This is a genomic window from Alkalicoccus luteus, from assembly GCF_012034335.1.
Classification (GTDB): domain Bacteria; phylum Bacillota; class Bacilli; order Bacillales; family Salisediminibacteriaceae; genus Alkalicoccus; species Alkalicoccus luteus_A.
The window spans coordinates 83,773-106,587 of record NZ_JAATHJ010000003.1 but is presented as its reverse complement, the minus strand read 5'-3'; the positions used below and the strand labels follow the sequence as shown (position 1 = coordinate 106,587).

Below are 22,815 nucleotides of genomic sequence, written 5' to 3'. Positions count from 1 at the left end.
GGCTTCCATACGGATAGAACTTTCCCGATGAGACGTTTCAATGTTGAACAGGGGTGTCCGTACTTCGTAGAATTCATTATGAAAGTACAAAAAGCAGTCGCGTCTGTCGTGACGTTGTTTTCCACGAAGCAGAGCCGTTTCCCCGATGTGTCCGGCGGAGACGCCAGTGGAAGCCGCGCAGTCTGAAGATCCTTTCTCAGGGGTCACCCTGAGAAATAGCTGAAGGCCAGCCCACGGCAAGCTTCCGCCGGTAAACAGAGAGGAAATACAATCAATCGAATAACCATGTAAATAAGTTGACTTTATCAACAGCCTGAAAACAGCAGCCTCTAAAAAGGCTGCTGTTGTTCTGCTTTTGTCTGCCGGCATTCAGCGTGTTGAATTAGATAATGTAATACTGCGACAGGTAACCTGCTATTCTGGCAAACAATCCGGTGAATAGCATGATCCCTAAAATAATCATAACGCCGCCGCTGATCTTTTGAAAGACGGGTAGAAATTTATTTAAACTGCGCATTTTATCGAGCGACCTTGCAAATAAAAGACCTACCAGCAGGAACGGGATTCCGAGTCCTGCGGAATAAACAAGCAGCAAAAGCATGCCGCCGGCAGGATCCTGCTGTGAAGCCAGCGCAAGAATAGAGCCCAGCACCAGTCCGATACAAGGTGACCATCCTGCTGCAAAGACAAGGCCGAACAGCACGGATCTTCCAAAGCTCGTCGAGCGGCCGGGATTTTTCATACGTTTCTCACTCATGAGAAAATCAAGCTGGAAAAATCCGGCCAGATGGAGTCCGAATAAGACGATGATAATACCGCCGAGCTGCTCCATTAACCCTTGATGCTGCAAAAACAATCCCCCGAGCATGGAGGTCGATGCTCCGAGCGCCAAAAAGATCGACGTGAATCCAAGAATAAAACCGAGCGAACGCGATAAAATCAGCCGGCGATCAGCAGATACACGATTCTGCGTAATTTCGGAGCCGGTAAGCTGTGCTAAGTATGCCGGCACGAGCGGGAAGACGCATGGAGATAAAAAGGAAACGATTCCCGCGAAAAGAGCAATCCATATGGATAAAAACGTTAATTCATTAATCATAAATATGCTTAGGCTGTACATGTTTCCACCCGCTTTCTCAAATTAATCATACACGAGAGAGTGCGCCGATAACATCCTTGTCACGCAAGTTTCACAAAATGTGCAACCTTCCCTGTCTGTTCAGCGTATTAACAAGTGTATCAGCAAGGTCTTTCAGGTGATACAATGCAGAATGAGGTGAGCGCAATGTGGGGCAGAAGGATTGCCTATACGATTATTGTTCTATTGTCGACTGCAATTCTGGCAGTGACAGGTTATTTAGGAATCATTTTATTTGGCACCTATACATTAGATGAAACAGAGCTTATTCCGGCGGAAACGACAACGGTGGTCGATCAGGAAGGCAATGAACTGGTACGGCTGTTTGAAGAAAACAGGGAAACCGTGTCGATAGAAGAAATACCTGAACATGTGCAGCATGCTTTTATCGCAGTGGAGGATCAACGTTTTTTTGAGCATACCGGGCTTGATTTCCGCTCGATTGGCAGAGCGCTTTACCGTGATATCGTAACGAGATCAGCGGCTGAAGGAGGCAGTACAATCACCCAGCAGCTTGCAAAAAATGCATTTTTGTCTCCGGAAAAATCGTTGCTTCGGAAAACAGAAGAAGCATTGATCGCGTTAAATTTAGAGCATCGCTACGAAAAAGAAGAAATATTAGAGATGTATTTGAACCGTATTTATTTCGGCCACGGGGCTCATGGAGTGCAGGCAGCATCAAGGCTCTACTTTGATAAATCGATCGACGAACTGGAGCCTCACGAAGGCGCACTTCTCGCGGCTCTTCCTAAAGGGCCGGCGCTGTATTCTCCATTTGCAGATATGGACCAGGCGAGAGAGCGGCGTAACCTCGTACTCGGCCTGATGCACCGTCAGGACTATTTAACGGCGGAGGAAACGGTGAGTATGCAAAGCAGAACACTTCCCGAGGAACAGCACAGTATAGCATCAGATCCAGCGTATGATACATTTGTCGATATGCTGCTGCGTGAGATGGAAACCCGCTACGGCATCAGTGAGGAAGGCGTCCTTACAGGGGGATATACGATTACGACTTCCCTGGACGCAGACCTTCAAGCTGATTTATATGAAAGACTGACCGATGATGATCGGTATCCGGAGCAAGGCATGCAGGGTGCTGGGGTGCTTCTTGATAACGAAACAGGAGCTGTTACCGCCGTGCAGGGGGGGAAAGAATACACGAGAAAAGGATTCAACTATGCTGCATCAGCTCAACAGCCGGGATCGCTTATGAAGCCGCCTGCGGTTTATGCACCTGCTATGGAATCAGGTGATTACGAGCCATACAGCCTGCTGACTGATGAACTGCTTTCTTATGACGGCTATGAGCCGAGAAATTTCAGTGATACTTACAGCGGCGAAGTAACGATGTATGAAGCGGTAAAGGACTCGCTTAATGCTCCAGCAGTCTGGCTGTTAAATGAAATAGGCATAGAGCAGGCCCGTCAAGTACTGGCCGACTTTAATATCGAAAGCGGCGATGAGGGATTATCGATAGCGCTCGGCGGAATGCAGGAAGGGATTTCGCCTCTCCAGGCGGCTGCTGTCTACCGTTCTTTTGCGGACGGAGGAATGTACACGGAGCCGTATTTGATTACAAATGCGGTCGGAAGAGACGGTGAGGATTTAGAAGGAGAACAGGTCGAGGAGAAACGGGTTTTCAGCGAGCAGACAGCATGGTATATGACAAGAATGCTCGAAGCCGCTGTGACAGATGGAACTGCTTCTGCAGGAGATTACAGCGGCGATTTAGCAGGAAAAACCGGGACGTCCCAGAACGCACGTGATATCTGGTTTGCCGGATGGACGCCGGAACTAAGCGGGGCGCTGTGGATGGGCGGAGGTTCAAACGGGGAGTCTTCCAGCGGTACGGCCGCCTCCCTGTTTAAAGAAGTCATCGGTGAACATGCTGTTGAAACAGCATTTGAAAAACCGGATAATGTCACCGAACTTGACGAGCCGATTCAGCTGGCTGGAACAGGACCGCTTGAAGTGGACATGCGGGCAGGGTTTCTAGGGGCTGAAATTGAACTGAGCTGGCAGGAGCCTGAAGATGACCGGGTCGTGTTTCACGTATATCGCATAGAGGATGGCGAGCGTGAACTCCTCGAAGAAATAGAAGGAGGCTCAAGCTATACGCTGAGCCGCCAGAATTTGTTCAGCTCCCACGCCTTCCAGGTAGTGCCGTATAACCCTCAGACTCGTTCAGAAGGGGAAGCCTCGGACATCGTCGAAGCCTCATGGAATATCTTTTCCAGGAACGGTTCATAAAACAAAAAATCATCAGATCGTCCGTTTGTTTAAGCGGACGATTCTGGCTGTTGACAAAGTCAATCTGCTTACACGTTTCTTCGTTTGGTTGTATTCCCCTCCGCTTAACGAGCCTGCCGTGTGCTTTCAGCCGATTAAGCGTTTTTTTGTACAGACGTATGCTGCTTATCGCTTTAAGCGCTGGTCTGGCGGAACGTGTTGACGGCAAAAACAACATTGCAGATGGCAAAAGCAACAAACCACGGAAATTGTAACAGAACGCTCCGTGAAACTAACTTAACAGCGGTCAAAAATGACTTACGCAACTTAACAGACCGTTATAACGAATAAAACAACTTAAGCCTTCGCAAAAGTAACATAACGCGGGGGAATTCGAACAGTCGCCAAAAACCACGGAGGCGATGGTCTCGCGGGATGACTCAGACTGGCTGTTGCATCCCTGATAAATGCTGCGAAGCCCAGGCATCACGAATCATTAAAAAACATCGTATGGGGAAAGGTTCAACCGGTTTCCAGCAGGATCCTGCCTAAAAAATCAGGCTTTTCAACGCTCACCTTGCAGCTGCCAAAATCGGCGGACCTCGACTACAGGAGGGTCAGAACGAGGCGAAAGCCGAGCCCGTTCCCTCCGGAAAGCGAGTGCTCGAAGATAGAGGCAGATGCACCGTGATTCACCTAAACCGACTTTGTCGATACTCTAATCGTCCGTTTTATAAAGCGGACGATTTTTTTGTGAAGCGTATCTGCGGTTTTTCCATTTGAGCTCTGAAGAAAATGCGGTGTTTTTGTGAACTTAAAACATAATTTCTTTCTTTAAGTATGAAAAAGCGTTAAAATGTGAAGCGGACTAGAAGCTCAGTAAAGAACGTACTATGAGAATGGATGAGGTGTTTGACAGCATGGAACAACAAGATACGCTGCTGCGGGCAGCGAGACGAGAGCCGGTAGAGCATATTCCGGTTTGGTATATGCGGCAGGCGGGAAGATCCCAGCCGGAATATCGTGAATTGAAGCGGAAATTCAGTCTGGAAGAAATCACGAAGCAGCCTGAAACATGTGCCTGGGTGACGAAGCTTCCGGTAGATCAGTATCAAAACGATGCTGCTATATTGTACAAAGATATCATGACGCCGCTTCCGGCGATGGGTGTAGACGTGGAGATAAAAGCCGGCATCGGACCAGTCATCGCAAATCCGGTAAAAAGCATGGCGGATGTGAAGGCTCTGACAGAACTTCAGCCTGAGACAGACGTGGATTATGTTCTGGAAACGATCCGTATTCTCCGCACGCAGCTTAAAGTGCCGCTTATCACGTTCAGCGGCGCACCTTTTACGCTTGCGAGCTATATGATTGAAGGAGGCCCTTCAAAGAATTACAATAATACGAAAGCCATGATGTACAGCCAACCGGAAGCTTGGGAGCTGCTTATGCAGAAGCTGGCAGACATGGTTATCACTTATGGAAGGGCTCAGATCAACGCTGGAGCCCAGGCTTTTCAGATTTTCGACTCATGGATCGGAGCACTTAGCCGCGCTGATTACCAGCGCTATGTAAAACCGGTGATGCAGCGGATTTTCTCTGAGCTCTCGAAGGAAAACGTCCCGCTTATCATGCACGGCGTCGGAGCAAGGCATCTTGCCGCCGACTGGGCAGATCTTCCGCTTGATGTGGTGGGCCTTGACTGGCGCTATCCGATTGCAGAGGCCCGTGCAGACGGCATTCAAAAAGCGGTGCAGGGAAACCTCGATCCAAGCGTGCTTCTCGCACCGTGGAATGTCATTGAAGAAAAAGCACGTGAGATCCTTGATCAGGGGATGCAGCAGCCCGGCTTTATTTTCAACCTCGGCCACGGCGTATTTCCTGAAGTGGATCCGGCTGTATTAAAGCGGCTCACAGCCTTTGTGCATGAGTATTCCTCTGAAAAGCTCGCTAATCAGTAACTTCATCAAAACAAAAGGGTGATTTGGCATGAAAAAGAAAATGGGTCTTCTCGTAATGGCTTACGGAACACCGCGTTCTGTAGAAGAAATTGAACCTTACTACACGCACATTCGTAAAGGACGCCGTCCTTCAAAAGAAGCGCTGGACGATCTGATCGATCGTTACAGACAAATTGGCGGTATTTCTCCTTTAGCCCGCATTACAACAGAGCAGGCTCACGAGCTTAAAAATGAGCTGAATCGTCGTTCAAAAGACGTGGAATTTGTTGTGTATGAAGGCTTGAAGCACATTGATCCATTTATCGAGGATGCGGTGCTGCAAATGAAAAAAGACGGAATCGAAGAAGCAGTCAGCATCGTACTTGCTCCGCACTATTCAACGTTTAGTGTGAAATCTTATAATGGACGTGCTGCAGAAGAATCTGAAATGATTCAGGGTCCATCGATCACGAGCGTTGAGTCCTGGTACAATGATCCGAAATTCGTATCATTCTGGGCAGACGGCATTAAAAAAGTGCGCGAACAAATGTCAGAAGAAGAGAAGCAGAATCACTGCGTTATTTTCTCAGCACATTCCCTTCCGGAAAAAATTCTGGCAGACGGAGATCCGTATCCGAAACAGCTGCAGGAAACAGCTGATCTGATTGCCAAAGAAGCCGGTGTCGAGAATTATGAAATCGGCTGGCAGAGTGAAGGCAATACGCCGGATCCGTGGATCGGTCCGGATGTTCAGGACCTGACAAGAGATCTGCACAACGAAAAAAATTATGCGGCATACGTATATTGTCCGGTCGGATTCGTTGCAGACCATCTTGAGGTGCTTTTCGATAATGATTATGAGTGTAAGGTTGTTACAGATGAGATCGGGGCAGGATATTACCGTCCACAGATGCCGAACGCAGAACCATTCTTTATAGAAGCTCTGGCAGATGTTGTAGAGCGCACGCTTTCAGCTGCCGGGAAAGAAGCATAAGCACATGAAAGAGCTGAAAACAGCAGTGGTAGGCGGTGGGATAACTGGGTTATCCGCCGCCTATTTTCTGCAAAAACATATCGAAAAGAAAGAAGCCGGAAGCTTTGCGCTTTATGAAGCAGGAGATCGTCTCGGCGGAACAATTCAGACGGAACACCGTGACGGCTATGTGATAGAGCGGGGACCTGATTCTTTCCTGACACGTAAACGAAGTCTGCACCGGCTGGCAGTGGATTTAGGCATGGAAGAAGATTTAACGACTAATAAATCAGGTTCTTATATTTATCATGGCGGGAAGCTTCATCGGATTCCTCAGGGTGCAGTGATGGGCATTCCGACTGAATGGAAGCCATTTTTAACGACAGGTCTCTTCAGCCCGATCGGCAAACTCCGGGCTGCCATGGACCTGTTTATCCCGAGGCGTAAAAGCAGCGACGACATTTCTGTTGACGCATTTTTTCGCCGAAGGCTTGGCTCTGAAGTGGTGGACCACATGATTGAGCCGCTCTTATCAGGCATTTATGCCGGACGGCTGAATGAGCTTAGTTTAAAAGCAACATTTCCGCAGTTTCTCGAACTGGAAAATAAACGGCGTAGTCTGATTCTGGGTATGAAGCAAAGCCTGCAGAAAACGGTCCCGGAAGATCCGGTGTTGATTGGCGAATCCCGCAGTCCGGCAAACATGTTTTTGACGTTCCGGAGCGGACTGTCTTCTCTGGTAGATAACCTGCAGTCTGCACTGCCTCCGGAATCGATTCATCTCAAAAAACGGCTTGAAAAGCTGGAGCGGTCTGAGAGCGGCTACAGCTTGTTTTTTTCAGACGGTACAGTTGATCATGCAGACAGAGTGCTGCTTACCATCAGGCATGACGATGCGGCAGCGCTCTTTCAAGATGAACCATTTATGGACAGTATGCCTGAGCAGTCTGCTACAAGTGTTGCGACATGTGCTCTCGCGTTTGATGAGAGCCAGATTAAAGATAAGCTGGATGGCACAGGTTTTTTAGTCCCGAGAAGCCAGTCATTTACGATGACTGCCTGTACGTGGACGCATCAAAAATGGGAGCATACCGCTCCAAAAGGAAAGGCGCTGCTTCGAGCTTATGTAGGCAGAGCCGGTGATGAAGCTATCGTCTCTCAAGATGATCAAAACATTTCAGATACGGTTTTGCGCGATTTAAAGCAGATTATGACGATTGAAGGGGACCCTGAATTTTCGGTCATAACAAGATGGAAGCGGGCGATGCCGCAATATAATGTCGGTCACAGCGAAGCATTAACGAAGCTTGAAGAAGGGCTTTCCAAACGATATCCTGGTGTACTTCTCTTAGGAGCAAGCTTTCGCGGAATTGGTCTTCCGGACTGCGTAACACAGGCTGAAAAAGCGGTTTCAAAGCTGCTTCAGGAAAAATAGGCAAAAAAATAGACCGCCTGTACGGTATGTACGGGCGGTTTTCCACATTGTTGAGAGGAAAATTTGAGAAAGTGGGGGGAGTTGTTTGTAGTATTCCACGTGAGCAGAATATTAAACATGAAATTCCCCTTTTTCTCTTATTTTTTATTGGTACGGTGCTGAATATCACCAGCAAGAGCGTATAGAGCAATAAAACTGGCGAAATGAGAGCTGAAATCTGTTGCGTCCTGCTGTGGATATACCTCCACAAAATCCATTCCCACTGTTCCGAGAGAAGTAATTTCATGAACGATCTCCAGCAGCTCAAATGAATTGAGGCCGTTTCCGTCGACGGGGCCTCCAGGATTAAACGCGTGATCAAGCACGTCGCTGCAAATGCTTAAGTATACGGCATCCGTATTCGCAGAAGCAATTTCATAAGCCCGGCGAGCTGCTTCACGAGGATTGTTTAGACGGCGGATGTCATGAATCGTCATCGTTGTCGTTCCGTTTGCAGCAGCGTGACGACCGTTTTCCGGTTTGTTCCGCGGTCCGTGAATGCCCATGTGAACGAGCGATTCGTTAACGACTCCGTCAGTCTCATACAGACGGGCGAAAGGAGCGCCTCTTCCGTAAGGGTCACCGTTAGAGTGCTCATTGTTGTCATAATGAGCATCAAGATGAATGATGCCAATCTTTTTCCCGGTTGCCTCGACGAAACCTTCGACGATTGGATACGTTATACCGTGATCGCCGCCGAAAGCGATCGGATAAGAACCGGATTGCCATACTTCTTTCGAGAAATTTCTGATCGTTTCCATCGTTTGCTCGGGCTCCGCCGGCGTAACTGCAACGTCCCCCAAATCGCCCATCTTCAGATGCTCGAATACATTGAGATGGTCCAGCTCGGGAAGATAGCCGCTGTATCGGCCTGAAGCAAGCCGGATTACTTTTGGCCCCAGTTCGCAGCCGGTGTAGTCACCCCACGTAACGGCGCCCTCCCACGGAACCCCGTAAACGATGACATCCATCGCGTCTTTTTTATCCGGGTGCTTGACAAGGTTTTCTGAATGAAGAAAGCACGGGGTGTTGCCATAAATAAAGTCTTCAGCCATGATAATGCCTCCTTTGAAATTTGCTACCTCTCTATCATAAACGTTCGCCGCCTAAAAAGGATAATCATTTTATCTGCAGATATGAAACAGAGACCATGCGTTTAGCGAGCATAAGCAGTAACGAAAGCAAAGGTTCTCTTGCAGCACTTTAAAGCTTTTTGCATCTCCGGCAGTCAAACAGGCAGAGGCTCGAATATTGAAATAGAAAACAGTCAGTAAATGTGCTATGATTAGGAGTACTGTTTATCGAGCTATAACGAGCAGGAGGAGTTAGTAAATGCCGAATTATCGTCCGGCGGATGTGTTGAAATACAGCCGGCATGATCACATGAACGAACTGCAAATTATAAAAGCTTATGCAGATCTTGGCCATTATGAGCGGATAAAACCTAAAATTGATCAGTATATACAAAGAGCAGCACAGGAATCGCGGATGACCGCTTTAGTCATTCCTGACTTTGTCGAGTGGGCACTTACCTACAACTGGGCTTCACCAAAAGCGCCGGTCGTCTGGAGCGTGGAATCAATTGAGGCATCCTGGTCGGACATTGAATCTGTGATGCTCTCCTGTGCCGCCGCTCTGCTGGAAGGACTGGAAGCCCGTATTCCGCTCGGACCAGAGCACGAACTGTTTGGCGAACTGCGGGGCCCGCAGGACCGGCATATTCTGTTCAGCTATGATGGCATCAAGCTGGAGCAGGAAGTACTGGAAGAGCTGACAAACAGAGTGGAAGCAGCCGGCGGAAGTCTGACTATAGAGGAATCCGGATATGGAGCTGTATTTATCGTTAAACCGTAAGAACAATTGACAGATATTGAAGAAAGAGGGGACCAGTGCATGTTTGTAGATAAGGTTGATATATATGTTAAAGCAGGTGACGGGGGAAATGGCCTCGTCGCATACCGAAGAGAAAAGTACGTTCCGAACGGCGGTCCTGCCGGCGGAGACGGAGGCAGAGGTGCCGACGTCGTATTTGAAGTAGATGAAGGGCTGCGCACGCTTATGGACTTCCGCTATCAGCGCCATTTTAAAGCTCACCGTGGTGAGAACGGCATGCCGAAAAGCATGCACGGCAAAAGCCGTCAGGCAATGCTTGTGAGGGTTCCGCCTGGTACAAGCATCATTGATAAAGCTACTGGAGAAGTAACGGCTGATCTGACCGAACACGGTCAGCGTGCCATTATTGCCAGAGGGGGAAGAGGCGGACGCGGAAACGCCCGGTTTGCAACACCGGCCAACCCGGCACCGGAAATCGCAGAAAACGGGGAACCCGGCCAGGAAAAGGAACTGACTCTTGAACTGAAGCTCCTGGCAGATGCAGGCCTTGTAGGGTTTCCGAGTGTAGGGAAATCAACGCTTCTTTCCGTTGTTTCTGCAGCAAAGCCGAAAATTGCTGACTATCACTTTACCACGCTCGTTCCGAATCTCGGCGTAGTGGAATCCGGAGACGGACGCAGCTTCGTGATGGCAGATTTACCAGGTTTGATTGAAGGTGCGCACAGCGGAGTCGGCCTCGGGCATCAGTTTCTGCGTCACATTGAACGTACGAGAGTTCTGATTCATGTTATTGATATGAGCGGTATTGAAGGGCGCGATCCTTACGAAGATTACTTGACAATCAATGCAGAACTTGAGCAGTATAACCTGCGGCTGATGGAGCGCCCGCAGCTGATTGTGGCAAATAAAATGGATCTGCCTGATGCAGAAGAACACCTGGAGCTTTTCAGGGAGCAAGTTGGGGAAGACGTAGCAATTTTTCCGATCTCAGCCGTCACGAAACAAGGTCTGGAGCCGCTCCTCAGAGCTGCGGTTGATAAAATCGAATCGACGCCGGAATTCCCGCTTCACGAAGAAGATCAGGACCAGCGCGTCGTATATAAATATACGAAAAAAGACGAGCCGTTTATCATTGAAAAAGAGGACGACGGCACCTTTACGATCACTGGGCACGAAATTGAGACACTGTTTAAAATGACGAACTTTGACCGCCACGATTCAGTTCAGCGCTTTTCTAAAAAAATGCGCCGGATGGGAATTGATGATGCGCTTCGAAATCTCGGTGCTGAAGACGGCGATACGGTTCGGATTCTCGAATATGAGTTTGAATTCATTGACTAGCTGCAGCAGTTCGTGTCTTCCCGGAGTGGACATCCGTTCCTTCCTCGTTTACAATAAAGTTCTGTACGGGAAGGTCCCGGGAGGAGGAACAAAATGATACACAAACGTTCAGATCAGTTTTATCTCGTTCGGGAGGACATGCTTTCAGAAGCAATGCTGAAAACAGTGGAAGCAAAGCGCCTGCTGGAAGAGGAATCAGTGCGTACCATCAATGATGCGGTCAATCAGGTCGAGCTGAGCCGCAGTGCCTTTTACAAATATAAAGACGGGATTTTCCCATTTCATACGATGGTGAAGGAAAAGATTATTACACTTTCCATTCACCTGCAGGATCAGTCTGGTTCGCTCTCGCGTCTTTTAGCAATGGTTGCTACGACCGGAGCAAACGTGCTGACAATCAATCAGACGATCCCGCTTCAGGGGAAGGCTACGATCACGTTAACGATTGAAACAGCGGCAATGACGATGGACGTCACGAACCTGCTTGAACAGATGCAGGGTCTTGATGCTGTATATAAAGTCGAGGTAGTAGGCTCCGGTGCATAACCGGATGGTTCCGCTACAATAAAGGACGAAGGAGAGACGACTGTGAAACAGGTTGGTTATCTGGGGCCCGCCGGGTCTTTCACCGAAGCGGCTGCAGCTACATTGGTGCCCGACGACAAGCGTGTTCCGTTTACAACAATTCCTGATACGATGGATGCGGTGGCAGAAGAAAAAGTGGAGTATGCGGTCGTTCCGATGGAGAACGCCATTGAAGGCTCTGTCAATATCACGCTGGATTATTTTATCCATCATCAGCGCATGAATATGGCGGCTGAAATCGAAGCGCCGATCGAGCAGCATCTGCTTACATCTGCCGAGAACAGCGCGGACTGGGCAAAGGTGAAGAAAATTTATTCCCATCCGCAGGCGGTGGCGCAGTGTCATCAGTTTATTCGTGAATGGCTGCCTGAGGCGGAAATTGCCTATACAAATTCCACTGCGTCAGCTGCCCGCTATATTATGGAAAATCCGAATGAACCGGCAGCAGCGATTGCGAACGAAATTGCTGCTGAGGCTTACGGGCTGAAGGTGGCAGAACAAAAAATAAACGATTATGACCACAACAGAACCAGATTCGTGCTGTTAACGAAAGGGGCCGTTGATTTCGGTCATCCGGCGATTACAAAAGATACTCTTTATAAGACGTCGATGATGATCAGTCTTTCGTCCGACTTTGCCGGAGCACTGCACCAAGTGCTTGCGGCTTTTGCCTGGAGGAAAATTAATCTCGTGCGAATCGAATCCAGACCGACGAAAACTGGTTTAGGAAATTATTTCTTCATTGTGGATGCAGCAATGAAGCAGGATGATGTTTTAATTCCTTCAGTCGTTGAGGAACTTAGAGCGCTCGGATGCGGTGTTCACGTACTGGGCAGCTTCCCCTGCTTTACATGGGAAGAATTGAATGGTGCCAGGGCCGTTCCGCAAGTGAAGCAGCGCTGAATGTATGTCATGCCCGGAGAAGATTCATTTTCCGGGCTGTTCTGATGGATGAAGTCCTGAAGATGATAAACCGGAGAGGGGGGGTTAACAGTGGCAGGACATTCGAAATGGAATAATATAAAGCATCGAAAAGGCAGGCAGGATGAGAAGCGAGGAAAACTCTTCACAAAAATCTCAAAGGAAATTTATCAGGCGGTGCGGACCGGGGGAGAGAATCCGGTAACGAATCTTGCTCTGCGCAGTGCTCTGGATAAGGCTAAGCAGGTCAACATGCCGAAGGATAATATCGACCGGACGATGAAAAAGGCTGCCGGAGGATTGGACGGCGTCGATTATGAACATGTTGTCTATGAAGGATACGGACCTGCAGGAACCGCTGTTTATGTGGAAGCTCTGACGGAAAACAGAAACAGAACGGCTGCCGAAGTGAGGCTCGCGTTTAACAAAAACGGTGGAAGTCTTGGTGAGAATGGATGTGTATCGTTTATGTTTCAAAGGCGCGGAAGATTAATTTTAAAGTCAGAAAGGCAGGTAGATGAAGAAGAAATGCTGCTAAGCGTTCTGGAAGCAGGCGGTGACGACATGCAGGTGGTTGAACAAATGGTTTACATTGAAACGGATCCGTCGTCGCTTGATGCAGTTCGTGAACAACTTGAAAACCTCGAAGGCATGGTCATTACGGAAGCAGAATTAGCGATGGTTCCGGACGTATCGGTAATCCTTGATGAAGCAGCGGCAGAGCAGGCTGCAGATCTGATTGATGCACTTGAAGACAGTGATGATGTGCAGCATGTGTTCCATAATGGTTCTTTCCCATATTAGCCTTGCCTCGCTGCCTCTGCCCCAAGGCAGTAAATTGTGCTAAAATGGAATGTGTGTTCGTAATCACAGAATAAAGGGGCATAAACATGATTGAACATATCACGGGAAAAATTGTACATACAGAAGCAGATACGGTCGTCGTGGAAAACGGCGGTATCGGATATCTGATCCACTGCGGTAATCCATACCGGTATACGCCCGGGGCGGAGAATATCACTATCTACACTTATCAGCATGTACGTGAAGATGATATAAAGCTGTTCGGGTTCGCGCATCGGGAGGAGCGGCGGCTCTTCGAGAAGCTGCTGCAAGTATCGGGCATTGGACCGAAGGGAGCGCTCGCAATTGTTGGAAGTGAGCAGCCGAAGCTGGTCGTTGAGGCAATTGAGCAAGAGGATGCCTCCTTCTTAACCAAGTTTCCTGGTGTTGGTAAGAAAACGGCGGGCCAGATTATTTTGGATCTGAAAGGGAAAGTTGGAGAGATTGTGCCGACACTTGCAGAAGGCCTTTTTGCACCTGCCCCATCCGAGAGCGATGAGCCGGACGCATTGACAGAAGCTTGTGAAGCGCTGGCAGCACTTGGCTATACGGACCGGGAAGTTAAACGAATCCGTCCGAAGCTGAAAGAAGAGAACTTGGAATCGACAGACGCTTATATTAAAAAAGCGCTCAGGCTGATGCTGAATGCGTAGAAAGGAGCTGGATCCCGGATGGAAGAACGGATGATGAGCGGAGATGCCCAGTCGTTTGATTTATCAGAAGACGCTGTTCTGCGGCCTCAGACGCTCGCACAGTACATCGGCCAGGAACAGGTGAAGAACAATCTTAAAGTGTTTATCGAAGCCGCCGGCATGCGTGAGGAATCACTCGATCATGTTCTGCTTTATGGTCCTCCGGGACTTGGAAAAACGACGCTGGCAGCTATAATTGCCAATGAGATGGGAGTCCAGCTTCGGACAACCTCCGGACCTGCTGTAGAGAGGCCGGGAGATCTTGCCGCCATCTTAACAGCATTGGAACCAGGTGACGTTCTGTTTATCGATGAAATTCATCGTCTTCCTCGTGCAGTTGAAGAAGTTCTGTATCCGGCAATGGAGGATTTCTTTCTGGATATTGTCGTCGGTAAGGGACCTTCAGCTCGATCGGTCAAGCTTGATCTGCCGCCTTTCACTCTTGTGGGCGCCACGACACGTGCAGGAATGCTGTCGGCGCCTCTCAGGGATAGGTTTGGAGTCATCAGCCGGCTGGAATACTACAAAGAACCGGAATTACAGGAGATTGTCAGGCGTACAGCCGATGTGCTGAAAGTGGATATGGAGGATCCTGCTTCCGGCGAAGTCGCACGCAGATCGCGCGGAACCCCCCGAATTGCGAACCGGCTTTTGAGACGAATCCGCGATTTTGCTCAGGTCAGAGGAGACGGCGTGATATCGGAATCAATTACGGAAGAAGCGTTGAATCTGCTGCAGGTGGACAGGCTTGGACTGGATGAGGTAGACCATAAACTGCTGCGCGGTATGATCGAAAAGTACAGGGGTGGACCAGTCGGAATTGACACGATCGCTGCTACGATCGGCGAAGAATCTCATACGATAGAAGACGTCTACGAACCGTACTTGCTGCAAATTGGTTTTTTGCAGCGAACACCGCGAGGCCGTATCGTCACGCATGACGTTTACCGCCACTTCGATCTGGAGGTGCCGGAAGAATGACAATTCCCAAAATGCTCATCACAGCCGGAGTTGTTTTAATTATTGCCGGCGTTCTCTGGCAGGTAGGGGGCAGACTGCTTCCTTTTGGAAGACTGCCTGGAGATATTGTCATTGAAAGGGGAAATTCGACTTTCTACTTCCCCCTCATGACATCTATTATTATCAGCGTACTGCTATCGCTGATCTTTTTGCTTTTTAGACGCTGACATATGAAGAAGGAGACAGGAACAAGAATGGATGTAAATCAATTTGACTACGAACTGCCGGAAGATTTGATCGCACAGACACCGCTTAAAGACAGAGAACAATCCCGGATGCTCGTGATGGATAAAGATAATGGAACGATTGTGCACAGGCACTTTTATGATTTGCCGGAATGGCTTGAAGCCGGCGACACACTCGTGCTGAACGATACCAAAGTGATTCCGGCACGGCTGCTGGGCTCGCGTAAGGATACAGGCGGCAAAGTAGAAATGCTGCTGCTGCATGAAAAAGAAGATTTTATCTGGGAAGTGCTCGTAAAACCCGCCCGCAGAATAAGGGAAGGGGCCGTTCTCACTTTTGGTGATGGTCTGCTCGAAGCTGTCTGTCTCGAAGAACTGCCTGAGGGACGACGAAAAATGAAGCTTGAGTTCAGTGGCATTTTTCCTGAAATACTGGACCAGCTGGGTGAAATGCCGCTACCCCCTTACATTCAGGAGCAGCTGAAAGAAAAGGAGCGCTACCAGACTGTTTACGCAGAAAACAGCGGGTCTGCAGCGGCCCCGACCGCGGGACTTCACTTTACTCCTGCTATGCTGAACAGAGTCCGTGAAGCCGGAGTGGATGTTGTAACATTGACGCTCCACGTCGGACTCGGCACCTTTCGGCCTGTCGCCGTTGATTCTGTTGAGGAGCACAGCATGCATGCGGAATATTATGAGCTTTCCGAATCCGCAGCAGAAAAGCTGAACCGGGCAAAGCAGGAAGGCAGACGCATTATTGCTGTCGGTACGACTTCTGCGAGAACGCTGGAAACAGTTGCAAGAGATACAAATGGGGAATTTTGTGAAGCTTCTGGATGGACTGATATTTTTATTTATCCCGGTTTTACGTTCCGGGCGGTTGATGCGCTGCTCACAAATTTTCATTTGCCCAAATCGACGCTGGTTATGCTCGTCAGCGCTTTTGCAGGCAGAGAACACATTCTGAATGCCTATGAAACTGCGGTAAGGCACCAATATCGCTTTTTCAGCTTTGGGGATGCGATGCTTCTGACAGATACGGAAAGGAACCGATAATTATGCCAGCTGTGACATATGAACATATTAAAACGTGTAAACAATCAGGAGCCAGGCTCGGAAAAGTACACACTCCCCACGGGGCATTTGAAACACCAATCTTTATGCCTGTAGGAACGCTGGCCACTGTTAAGACGATGAGTCCGGACGAACTGGTGGAAATGAATGCTCAGATTATTTTAAGCAATACGTATCATCTCTGGCTCCGGCCTGGAGAAGATATCATTGAAGAAGCAGGCGGGCTGCATACGTTTATGAACTGGGATCGTCCGATCCTAACCGACTCCGGCGGATTTCAAGTATTCAGCCTGAGCGACCTTCGTAATATTACCGAAGAAGGCGTGCAGTTCCGTAATCACCTGAGCGGCGAGAAACTATTTTTAACCCCCGAAAAATCGATGCAGATTCAGAATGCGCTCGGGCCCGACATCATGATGGCCTTTGATGAATGTCCGCCATATCCGGCCGAGCATGCTTATATGAAAGCTTCGGTCGAAAGGACCAGCCGATGGGCTGAGCGCTGTCTCGAGGCTCATGGACGTGATGATCAAGGTCTTTTCGGAATCATTCAGGGCGGAGAATACGAAGATCTTCGCAAGCAGAGTGCAGAGGATCTTACCTCGCTCGATTTTCCAGGCTATGCAATCGGCGGGCTGTCTGTAGGAGAGCCAAAGGATATCATGAACCGCGTTTTGGAAGAAACGACGCCGTTCCTCCCGCATAATAAACCGCGGTATCTGATGGGTGTCGGCTCTGCAGATTCTCTTATTGATGGCGCCATCCGGGGCATTGACATGTTCGATTGTGTGCTGCCGACGAGAATTGCAAGAAACGGCACGCTTATGACGAGCAGCGGCCGGCTCGTCGTACGAAATGCCAAGTTCGCACGTGATTTCAGACCGCTTGATGAAAACTGCAGCTGTAAAGTGTGCGCCTCTTATTCGCGGGCGTATATCCGCCATTTAATCAAATCAAATGAAACGCTCGGCCTGCGACTCTGTTCCTATCACAACCTGCATTTCCTGCTGACGCTGATGGAAAACGTGCGTCAGGCGATTCGGGAAGACCGGCTGCTTGATTTCCGTGAAGAATTTTTCGAAAGCTACGGCTTTAATAAGGCGGATGCTAAAAACTTTTAGGCAAAGATTATTTATTGATTTTACACGGCTACTCGGGCACAATAGACTTTGGGATACTGTCCTGTCGTTTTTCGAAGCAGAAACAACGGTTTCTGCCGTTTATGGGAGAAGGGAGTGAAGAACTTGGATGTACTTGGGGCGTTAATTCCATTAATTTTAATGTTCGCTATTTTTTATTTCCTGTTGATCCGACCACAGCAGAAGCGTCAGAAGAAAGTGCAGCAGATGCACGCTTCTCTGCAAAAGGGAGATAAGATTATTACAATCGGCGGTATGCACGGCACGATCGATGCGATTGATGAAGATCGCATCGTTGTGGACGTAGACGGGGCGAACAAGCTGACGTTTGACCGTCAGGCAGTCCGTGAAGTGACAAATCAGGATTGATGAGTTAGGGCGCCTGCTTGAAGTATCAGAGCGGGCTCCCTTTTTTATAGTCCGGCTTGCGGATGCTGTTCCCGGGGACCGCTTCATCATCCGGGAACGACATCCGCCGATCCATACATACGGCTTTGACCGGTCGATTCTGGTAGCACATAAAGGAGTTATGTATCTTGCATTGGAAAAACTTATACCGCGGTGCTTTGATGGGGATTTGTGATATTATACCCGGCGTAAGCGGCGGAACGATGGCTTTGATACTCGGCATTTACCGCGAATTTATCAGCGCAGTCAGCGGATTTTTCAGCAGGGACTGGAGCCGGTATCTCGGCTTTCTCATCCCGCTGGCAGCAGGAATGGGAACGGCAATCGTTCTGCTGGCAGGCGTTATGAACTATTTCTTAAGCAACTATTTTCAGGAAACAAACTTTCTGTTCACGGGACTGCTGGTCGGCGTGATCCCGCTGCTTATTAAACAGTCGGAAGCATCCCGTGCTTTTCGTCCGTTTCACTTTGCTTTGATGCTCGGTATGGCAGCGGCGGCAATGTATATTGGGGATACAGCTCAGCGTGCCGCGGAAACAGGCATTTTGGAAGTCACCGCCGGCAACGCCTGGCTCTTTTTTATAGCCGGCTGGGCTGCCAGTATGGCGATGCTTCTTCCCGGCGTAAGCGGTGCGTTTGTTCTGCTGCTTTTTGGTGTTTACCATACGGCGACTAATGCACTGTCTGTCACAAATCCGGACTTTGCGGTTATTGCCGTCGTTGGAGCCGGTGTGATGACAGGGTTTATTCTCAGCAGTAAAGCAATTAAATATTTGTTTCAGCACTATCCTGCTGCGGTCTATGCCGCGATCATCGGGTTAATAACCGGATCTGTTTTTACGATTTATCCCGGATTTGGAGCCGGGCACGATTTCATAAGCCTCGCAGCGTTTGCTGCCGGCGCTTCTGCAGCATATATACTGAGTTTAAAACAACCCTGACAGGAGGATACATGCGATGGAAGAACAATGGGATGTGTGGAAAGAAAAGCTCGGACCTGTGCTTGTGAGTAAAGCAGAAGAATGGCGGATATATGGTCATGATCAGGTGACAGAAGAAGAAGTGTGGAATACGTTTAAGGAAAAGATGAAGCGAAAAAGTGATATTCCGGACAGCATCCGGCTGCACTGGATCACGGCGGAGCTGTTTAAAACCTCTGCCTCTGATTACATGACGCAGCTGACTGTCGGTGCTTATAAAGCAGATGACTGGTTTACTTCAAAAGGCAGTTTTTCACTAAAGGATCTTTAGGACATGCTTCATTGACAGTCTGGAAAACGACTGGCTATAATGAGGCAGATGTTCCGCTCTGCCGCAGATGAGGCTTGTGCGGGATGGACAGAAGGAGGACATTGCATTGGCTAAGAGAAGAAAGGGAGTCCGCAGCAGTCTGATCGCGCTCTTTTTCGTGATCATCACAGCGCTTGGAATTTTAATTGCCTCCAACGTTATGGATCACGTTGATGATATCAGTCTTGGTCTGGATCTCCAAGGTGGTTTCGAAGTGCTGTATGAAGTGCAGCCTCTCGATGGGGAAGAAGGAACAGAAATAAATCGTGAACTGCTGACAGATACGGTCAGTGCACTGAATGCACGAATTGACGTGCTCGGGGTATCTGAACCGAGTATCAATATTGAAGGGGACGACCGGATCCGCGTGCAGCTCGCCGGAGTAGAAGATCAGGAGCAGGCTCGTGATCTTCTTTCCACGCAGGCACGGCTTGAATTCCGTGATACTGACGATGAATTGAAGATGGACGGCTCTGACCTGGTAGAAGGCGGAGCACGTCAGAACTTCAGAGAACAGACGAACGAACCGATCGTAACCGTTACCGTGGACGACGCCAATTTGTTCGGTGAAATAACAGAAGAAATCTCACAGCGCCCGTTTCCGGACAACCGTCTCGTCATCTGGCTGGACTATGAGGAAGGCGATTCGTACGAAGAGGAAATGCAGCGGGAAGACTCCAAGATTGTTTCAGCTCCAAGTGTGGATGAGCGGATCCAATCACGCGACGTCATGATCACCGGTGATTTCACCCAGGAATCCGCAGCTGATCTTGCAGGTATTTTAAATGCAGGGGCTCTGCCGGTGGAACTGGAGGAGCTTCAGCTTAATTCGGTAGGTGCGCAGCTTGGGGAGCAGTCGATGGAACTGGCCGTTTATGCAGGTTTTATCGGCATTGCACTAATCTTCGGATACATGCTGCTTTATTACCGGTTTATGGGTATGATAGCTGTGCTGACACTCAGTGCGTACATTTATCTGGTGCTCGTCATCTTTAACTGGCTGAATGCAGTTCTCACGCTTCCGGGTATCGCGGCCTTAATCCTCGGTGTCGGTATGGCCGTCGATGCGAATATCATTACGTTTGAACGTATAAAGGATGAGCTCCGCTATGGACGATCGGTGATGAGCGCCTTTAAAGCAGGGAGCAGAAGGTCGCTGTCGACGATTCTCGATGCGAACATCACGACCATTCTTGCAGCAGGCGTACTGTTTTATTTCGGTACCAGCGCTGTACAGGGCTTTGCCGTCATGCTGATTGTAAGTATATTGACGAGCTTCGTTACGGCTGTCTTCGGAGCGCGGCTCCTGCTGGGTCTTTGGGTAAACAGCAGGGCATTAAACCGCAAGCAAAAGCTTTTTGGAGTAAAGGAGCGTGAGATTCGTGAACTTTGATCATGAAACGTCGAAGCTGGACTTCGTCCGTCATCGGAAAACGTTCTTCGGAATCTCCATTGCTTTTTTACTGACAGGTATCATTCTGCTGGCGACGATGGGATTAAACTTAGGCATTGACTTCGAAAGCGGAACAACGGTTGATGTCCTGACGGAGGAAGCAGTTACTGCCGAAGAAATAGAAAACGAGTTTCAATCAATAGGGTTTGAGCCGGACGATGTTGTCCTGGCCGGGGACAACAATGAGATTGGCCGGGCCTCGTTTATCGGCGGGCTTGATCAGCAGGAGTCGCTGCAGATTCAATCTCACTTTGAAGAAGAATACGGTGCGGTGCCGAACGTGAGCACGGTTTCACCTATTGTAGGTCAGGAGCTCGCACAGAACGCGATTATTTCTGTATTAATTGCGACAGTCGGAATTATTATTTACGTAACAATCCGCTTTGAGCTTTTATATGGAATAGCTGCAATCGTTGCCCTGTTTCACGATGCTTTGTTTATCCTCACCGTATTTGCGATTTTGCAAATGGAAGTGAACATTCCGTTTATTGCTGCGGTGCTTACCATCATCGGTTATTCGATCAACGATACAATCGTCACCTTTGACAGGATAAGGGAAAACTTGGAGCGTGAAGAAAAGGTTGAAACATTTGAGAAGCTTGCTCAGGTTGTCAATAAGAGCCTTGTGCAGACGCTGGCTCGTTCGATTAACACGGTGCTGACGGTCGTGTTTGCGGCCGGAGCGCTGCTCGTATTCGGCGGAGATGGTCTGAGAGTGTTCTCGCTGGCACTAGTCGTTGGTCTTGCCGCAGGAACTTACTCCTCCCTGTTTATTGCAGCTCAGCTGTGGTGCATCATGAAGTACCGCAGCATAAAGCGCAAGCTTGCCAAGCAGGCAGATGAAGAGCGGAAGCTCGCTTTGCAGGAAAACGGCACCACATAAAGGAAAGCATGCCCCCGGAAACTGCATCCGGGGGTGTTGTCGCTTGAACGGGAGGATCAAATATGCCAGAACGTGGAGACGAGCGCTACAAAAAAGTTCAGCTTGGAGCCTGGATCGGTATTGCAGGGAATGCTGTCTTGGCTGCTGTTAAAGGCATTGTCGGTACGGCCGCAGACAGCAGAGCCCTCACTGCAGACGCGCTCCATTCCGCGGCGGATGTCGTCAGCTCGATCGCGGTACTGATCGGTGTACGGGCAGCTCAGCAGCCTCCCGATCAGGACCACCCTTACGGTCATGGCAAGGCGGAAACGGTTACTGCAATCATCGTTTCTGTTCTTTTGTTTGTCGTTGGAATAGAAGTAGCGGTCAGCGCTGTGCAGGCTTTCTTTCAGGAAGTGCCTGTTCCAGGGCAGGCAGCCGTATACGCGGCTCTATTTTCGATTTTCGTAAAAGAAGCGATGTTTCAATACAAAGTAAGATTGGGTAAAAAGTATAAAAGCGATGCTTTAATTACCGATGCCTGGCATCACCGCAGTGACGTACTGTCCTCAGCTGCTGTTTTAATCGGAGCCGGAGCTGCAGTATTCGGTTCGGCCGCAGGAATAGAAGCGGCGGTTTACGCCGATCCGGCGGCTACAATTGTAGTGGCACTGCTTATCATGAAAATGGGTTGGAGCCTCGGTTCCGAAGCAGTACATCAATCAATGGATCACGTGCTCCATGATGAAGACACGGAATGGATGTTTGAGGCGGCAGCTTCTGTAAAAGGCGTTGTAAACGTCGATGAGCTCCTGGCAAGAGAGCATGGCTACTATGTTATTATTGATATCAAAGTGTCTGTTGCTCCTTATATCACAGTCGAGGATGGCCATGCGATAGGAAAGCAGGTAAAACGGAAACTGATTGAAGCCGGATATGTACACGATGTACGTGTTCATATTAATCCAAGTTCAGAGGAGGAAAAGCTATGAGAGGGCAGTGGGGTTTAATTGCAGGTCTGGTAGTTATCTTGATCATTGCGGTCTTCGCGGTCATTAACGTCGATCCCGTGCAAGTGAACTTTCTGTTCGGTCAGGGAGACTGGCCGCTTGTTCTTGTCATACTTGCTTCGGTGCTGATGGGTGCTGTCACAGCAGGACTGGTGGGAATGTACAAAATTTATCAGCTCCAACAGGAAATTAAGCAGCTGAAGCAGGAGAAAAACGATCACGGAGAAGATAATCAAAAGCGCAGAAAAGACCGAAAGAAGGAGACTCCTCCGGCTTCCCCGGAAGCAGGTAAATAACTGCTGGCTTTCATGGTGTAACTCCTTTTAATGTTTTGAATGAAGCTGTTTCGACGACAGGGTCGAAGCAGCTTTTTGCGTAACCGATCACGTTTTAAGTATAGAA

The 22,815-nt window shown here is 49.0% G+C and carries 24 protein-coding genes; 22 read left to right on the top strand and 2 right to left on the bottom strand.

What is annotated here, in order from left to right:
- Positions 1 to 27: 27 nt before the first annotated feature.
- Complete coding sequence (locus HCN83_RS03190) at positions 28 to 186, top strand: hypothetical protein (protein ID WP_168004873.1); 159 nt, start codon at positions 28 to 30, stop codon at positions 184 to 186.
- A gap of 196 nt (positions 187 to 382) precedes the next feature.
- On the opposite strand, the gene HCN83_RS03185 is transcribed toward HCN83_RS03190, so the two are convergent.
- Positions 383 to 1,099 (bottom strand): cytochrome c biogenesis CcdA family protein, encoded by a 717-nt coding sequence (locus HCN83_RS03185; protein ID WP_246238078.1) that lies wholly within the window; start codon positions 1,097 to 1,099, stop codon positions 383 to 385.
- A 135-nt stretch (positions 1,100 to 1,234) separates the two neighbouring features.
- Between HCN83_RS03185 and HCN83_RS03180 the strand changes: the two genes are divergently transcribed.
- From HCN83_RS03180 to hemY, 4 genes are all read left to right on the top strand, one after another.
- Entirely contained in the window at positions 1,235 to 3,391 is a 2,157-nt protein-coding gene (locus HCN83_RS03180; protein ID WP_343033643.1) for a PBP1A family penicillin-binding protein, read from the top strand.
- Between the two features lie 878 nt (positions 3,392 to 4,269).
- Entirely contained in the window at positions 4,270 to 5,331 is a 1,062-nt protein-coding gene (hemE, locus tag HCN83_RS03175) for a uroporphyrinogen decarboxylase (RefSeq protein WP_246238077.1), read from the top strand.
- Between the two features lie 28 nt (positions 5,332 to 5,359).
- The gene (hemH, locus tag HCN83_RS03170) at positions 5,360 to 6,304 is read left to right on the top strand and encodes a ferrochelatase (RefSeq protein WP_168004871.1); all 945 of its coding nucleotides are present in this window, start codon (positions 5,360 to 5,362) and stop codon (positions 6,302 to 6,304) included.
- 4 nt (positions 6,305 to 6,308) lie between these two features.
- Positions 6,309 to 7,718 (top strand): protoporphyrinogen oxidase, encoded by a 1,410-nt coding sequence (gene hemY, locus HCN83_RS03165; RefSeq protein ID WP_168004870.1) that lies wholly within the window; start codon positions 6,309 to 6,311, stop codon positions 7,716 to 7,718.
- Between the two features lie 137 nt (positions 7,719 to 7,855).
- Here hemY and HCN83_RS03160 read toward each other — a convergent pair whose 3' ends face one another.
- On the bottom strand, positions 7,856 to 8,812 hold the full coding sequence (locus tag HCN83_RS03160; RefSeq protein ID WP_168004869.1) for an agmatinase family protein: 957 nt from the start codon (positions 8,810 to 8,812) through the stop codon (positions 7,856 to 7,858).
- 277 nt (positions 8,813 to 9,089) lie between these two features.
- On the opposite strand from HCN83_RS03160, the gene HCN83_RS03155 reads away from it, so the two are divergent.
- From HCN83_RS03155 to HCN83_RS03075, 17 genes are all read left to right on the top strand, one after another.
- Positions 9,090 to 9,611 (top strand): Spo0B domain-containing protein, encoded by a 522-nt coding sequence (locus HCN83_RS03155; RefSeq protein WP_168004868.1) that lies wholly within the window; start codon positions 9,090 to 9,092, stop codon positions 9,609 to 9,611.
- A gap of 39 nt (positions 9,612 to 9,650) precedes the next feature.
- Entirely contained in the window at positions 9,651 to 10,931 is a 1,281-nt protein-coding gene (gene obgE, locus HCN83_RS03150; protein WP_168004867.1) for a GTPase ObgE, read from the top strand.
- A gap of 93 nt (positions 10,932 to 11,024) precedes the next feature.
- A complete protein-coding gene (locus tag HCN83_RS03145; protein ID WP_168004866.1) occupies positions 11,025 to 11,477 on the top strand; it encodes an ACT domain-containing protein in 453 nt (150 codons plus the stop codon).
- Positions 11,478 to 11,519: 42 nt separating this feature from the next.
- Positions 11,520 to 12,419: a prephenate dehydratase gene (pheA, locus tag HCN83_RS03140; RefSeq protein WP_168004865.1), complete on the top strand. Its 900-nt coding sequence runs from the start codon at positions 11,520 to 11,522 to the stop codon at positions 12,417 to 12,419.
- Positions 12,420 to 12,509: 90 nt separating this feature from the next.
- A complete protein-coding gene (locus HCN83_RS03135; protein ID WP_168004864.1) occupies positions 12,510 to 13,241 on the top strand; it encodes a YebC/PmpR family DNA-binding transcriptional regulator in 732 nt (243 codons plus the stop codon).
- Between the two features lie 86 nt (positions 13,242 to 13,327).
- Positions 13,328 to 13,933, top strand: coding sequence for a Holliday junction branch migration protein RuvA (ruvA, locus tag HCN83_RS03130; RefSeq protein ID WP_168004863.1), 606 nt, complete (start codon positions 13,328 to 13,330; stop codon positions 13,931 to 13,933).
- A gap of 18 nt (positions 13,934 to 13,951) precedes the next feature.
- Entirely contained in the window at positions 13,952 to 14,953 is a 1,002-nt protein-coding gene (ruvB, locus tag HCN83_RS03125) for a Holliday junction branch migration DNA helicase RuvB (protein ID WP_168004862.1), read from the top strand.
- On the top strand, positions 14,950 to 15,159 hold the full coding sequence (locus HCN83_RS03120) for a DUF2905 domain-containing protein (RefSeq protein WP_168004861.1): 210 nt from the start codon (positions 14,950 to 14,952) through the stop codon (positions 15,157 to 15,159). The genes ruvB and HCN83_RS03120 overlap by 4 nt, the downstream gene beginning before the upstream one ends.
- A gap of 27 nt (positions 15,160 to 15,186) precedes the next feature.
- Positions 15,187 to 16,233 carry a tRNA preQ1(34) S-adenosylmethionine ribosyltransferase-isomerase QueA gene (queA, locus tag HCN83_RS03115; protein ID WP_168004860.1) on the top strand — a complete coding sequence of 349 codons (1,047 nt, stop codon included), beginning with the start codon at positions 15,187 to 15,189 and terminating at the stop codon, positions 16,231 to 16,233.
- A 2-nt stretch (positions 16,234 to 16,235) separates the two neighbouring features.
- Positions 16,236 to 17,372 (top strand): tRNA guanosine(34) transglycosylase Tgt, encoded by a 1,137-nt coding sequence (gene tgt / locus HCN83_RS03110; protein ID WP_168004859.1) that lies wholly within the window; start codon positions 16,236 to 16,238, stop codon positions 17,370 to 17,372.
- 123 nt (positions 17,373 to 17,495) lie between these two features.
- Positions 17,496 to 17,759, top strand: a complete 264-nt coding sequence (yajC, locus tag HCN83_RS03105; protein ID WP_168004982.1) for a preprotein translocase subunit YajC — start codon at positions 17,496 to 17,498, stop codon at positions 17,757 to 17,759.
- A 167-nt stretch (positions 17,760 to 17,926) separates the two neighbouring features.
- Complete coding sequence (locus HCN83_RS03100) at positions 17,927 to 18,739, top strand: DUF368 domain-containing protein (protein ID WP_168004858.1); 813 nt, start codon at positions 17,927 to 17,929, stop codon at positions 18,737 to 18,739.
- Between the two features lie 16 nt (positions 18,740 to 18,755).
- A complete protein-coding gene (locus HCN83_RS03095; protein ID WP_168004857.1) occupies positions 18,756 to 19,049 on the top strand; it encodes a post-transcriptional regulator in 294 nt (97 codons plus the stop codon).
- 106 nt (positions 19,050 to 19,155) lie between these two features.
- Positions 19,156 to 20,481, top strand: a complete 1,326-nt coding sequence (gene secD, locus HCN83_RS03090) for a protein translocase subunit SecD (protein ID WP_246238076.1) — start codon at positions 19,156 to 19,158, stop codon at positions 20,479 to 20,481.
- A complete protein-coding gene (gene secF / locus HCN83_RS03085) occupies positions 20,462 to 21,424 on the top strand; it encodes a protein translocase subunit SecF (RefSeq protein WP_343033642.1) in 963 nt (320 codons plus the stop codon). The genes secD and secF overlap by 20 nt, the downstream gene beginning before the upstream one ends.
- A 62-nt stretch (positions 21,425 to 21,486) precedes the next feature.
- Positions 21,487 to 22,395: a cation diffusion facilitator family transporter gene (locus HCN83_RS03080; RefSeq protein WP_168004856.1), complete on the top strand. Its 909-nt coding sequence runs from the start codon at positions 21,487 to 21,489 to the stop codon at positions 22,393 to 22,395.
- Positions 22,392 to 22,709, top strand: coding sequence for a LapA family protein (locus tag HCN83_RS03075; RefSeq protein ID WP_168004855.1), 318 nt, complete (start codon positions 22,392 to 22,394; stop codon positions 22,707 to 22,709). Before HCN83_RS03080 ends, HCN83_RS03075 begins: the two co-directional genes overlap by 4 nt.
- The last annotated feature ends 106 nt before the right edge of the window (positions 22,710 to 22,815 follow it).

What these genes read in the sequence shown, in the direction of transcription:
- HCN83_RS03190 (WP_168004873.1), top strand. Translation starts at nt 28, where the DNA reads ATGAGACGTTTCAATGTTGAACAGGGGTGTCCGTACTTCGTAGAATTC.
- HCN83_RS03185 (WP_246238078.1), bottom strand. Translation starts at nt 1,099, where the DNA reads ATGATTAATGAATTAACGTTTTTATCCATATGGATTGCTCTTTTCGCG.
- hemE (WP_246238077.1), top strand. Translation starts at nt 4,270, where the DNA reads ATGGATGAGGTGTTTGACAGCATGGAACAACAAGATACGCTGCTGCGG.
- hemH (WP_168004871.1), top strand. Translation starts at nt 5,360, where the DNA reads ATGAAAAAGAAAATGGGTCTTCTCGTAATGGCTTACGGAACACCGCGT.
- hemY (WP_168004870.1), top strand. Translation starts at nt 6,309, where the DNA reads ATGAAAGAGCTGAAAACAGCAGTGGTAGGCGGTGGGATAACTGGGTTA.
- HCN83_RS03160 (WP_168004869.1), bottom strand. Translation starts at nt 8,812, where the DNA reads ATGGCTGAAGACTTTATTTATGGCAACACCCCGTGCTTTCTTCATTCA.
- HCN83_RS03155 (WP_168004868.1), top strand. Translation starts at nt 9,090, where the DNA reads ATGCCGAATTATCGTCCGGCGGATGTGTTGAAATACAGCCGGCATGAT.
- obgE (WP_168004867.1), top strand. Translation starts at nt 9,651, where the DNA reads ATGTTTGTAGATAAGGTTGATATATATGTTAAAGCAGGTGACGGGGGA.
- HCN83_RS03145 (WP_168004866.1), top strand. Translation starts at nt 11,025, where the DNA reads ATGATACACAAACGTTCAGATCAGTTTTATCTCGTTCGGGAGGACATG.
- ruvA (WP_168004863.1), top strand. Translation starts at nt 13,328, where the DNA reads ATGATTGAACATATCACGGGAAAAATTGTACATACAGAAGCAGATACG.
- ruvB (WP_168004862.1), top strand. Translation starts at nt 13,952, where the DNA reads ATGGAAGAACGGATGATGAGCGGAGATGCCCAGTCGTTTGATTTATCA.
- HCN83_RS03120 (WP_168004861.1), top strand. Translation starts at nt 14,950, where the DNA reads ATGACAATTCCCAAAATGCTCATCACAGCCGGAGTTGTTTTAATTATT.
- queA (WP_168004860.1), top strand. Translation starts at nt 15,187, where the DNA reads ATGGATGTAAATCAATTTGACTACGAACTGCCGGAAGATTTGATCGCA.
- tgt (WP_168004859.1), top strand. Translation starts at nt 16,236, where the DNA reads ATGCCAGCTGTGACATATGAACATATTAAAACGTGTAAACAATCAGGA.
- HCN83_RS03095 (WP_168004857.1), top strand. Translation starts at nt 18,756, where the DNA reads ATGGAAGAACAATGGGATGTGTGGAAAGAAAAGCTCGGACCTGTGCTT.
- HCN83_RS03080 (WP_168004856.1), top strand. Translation starts at nt 21,487, where the DNA reads ATGCCAGAACGTGGAGACGAGCGCTACAAAAAAGTTCAGCTTGGAGCC.
- HCN83_RS03075 (WP_168004855.1), top strand. Translation starts at nt 22,392, where the DNA reads ATGAGAGGGCAGTGGGGTTTAATTGCAGGTCTGGTAGTTATCTTGATC.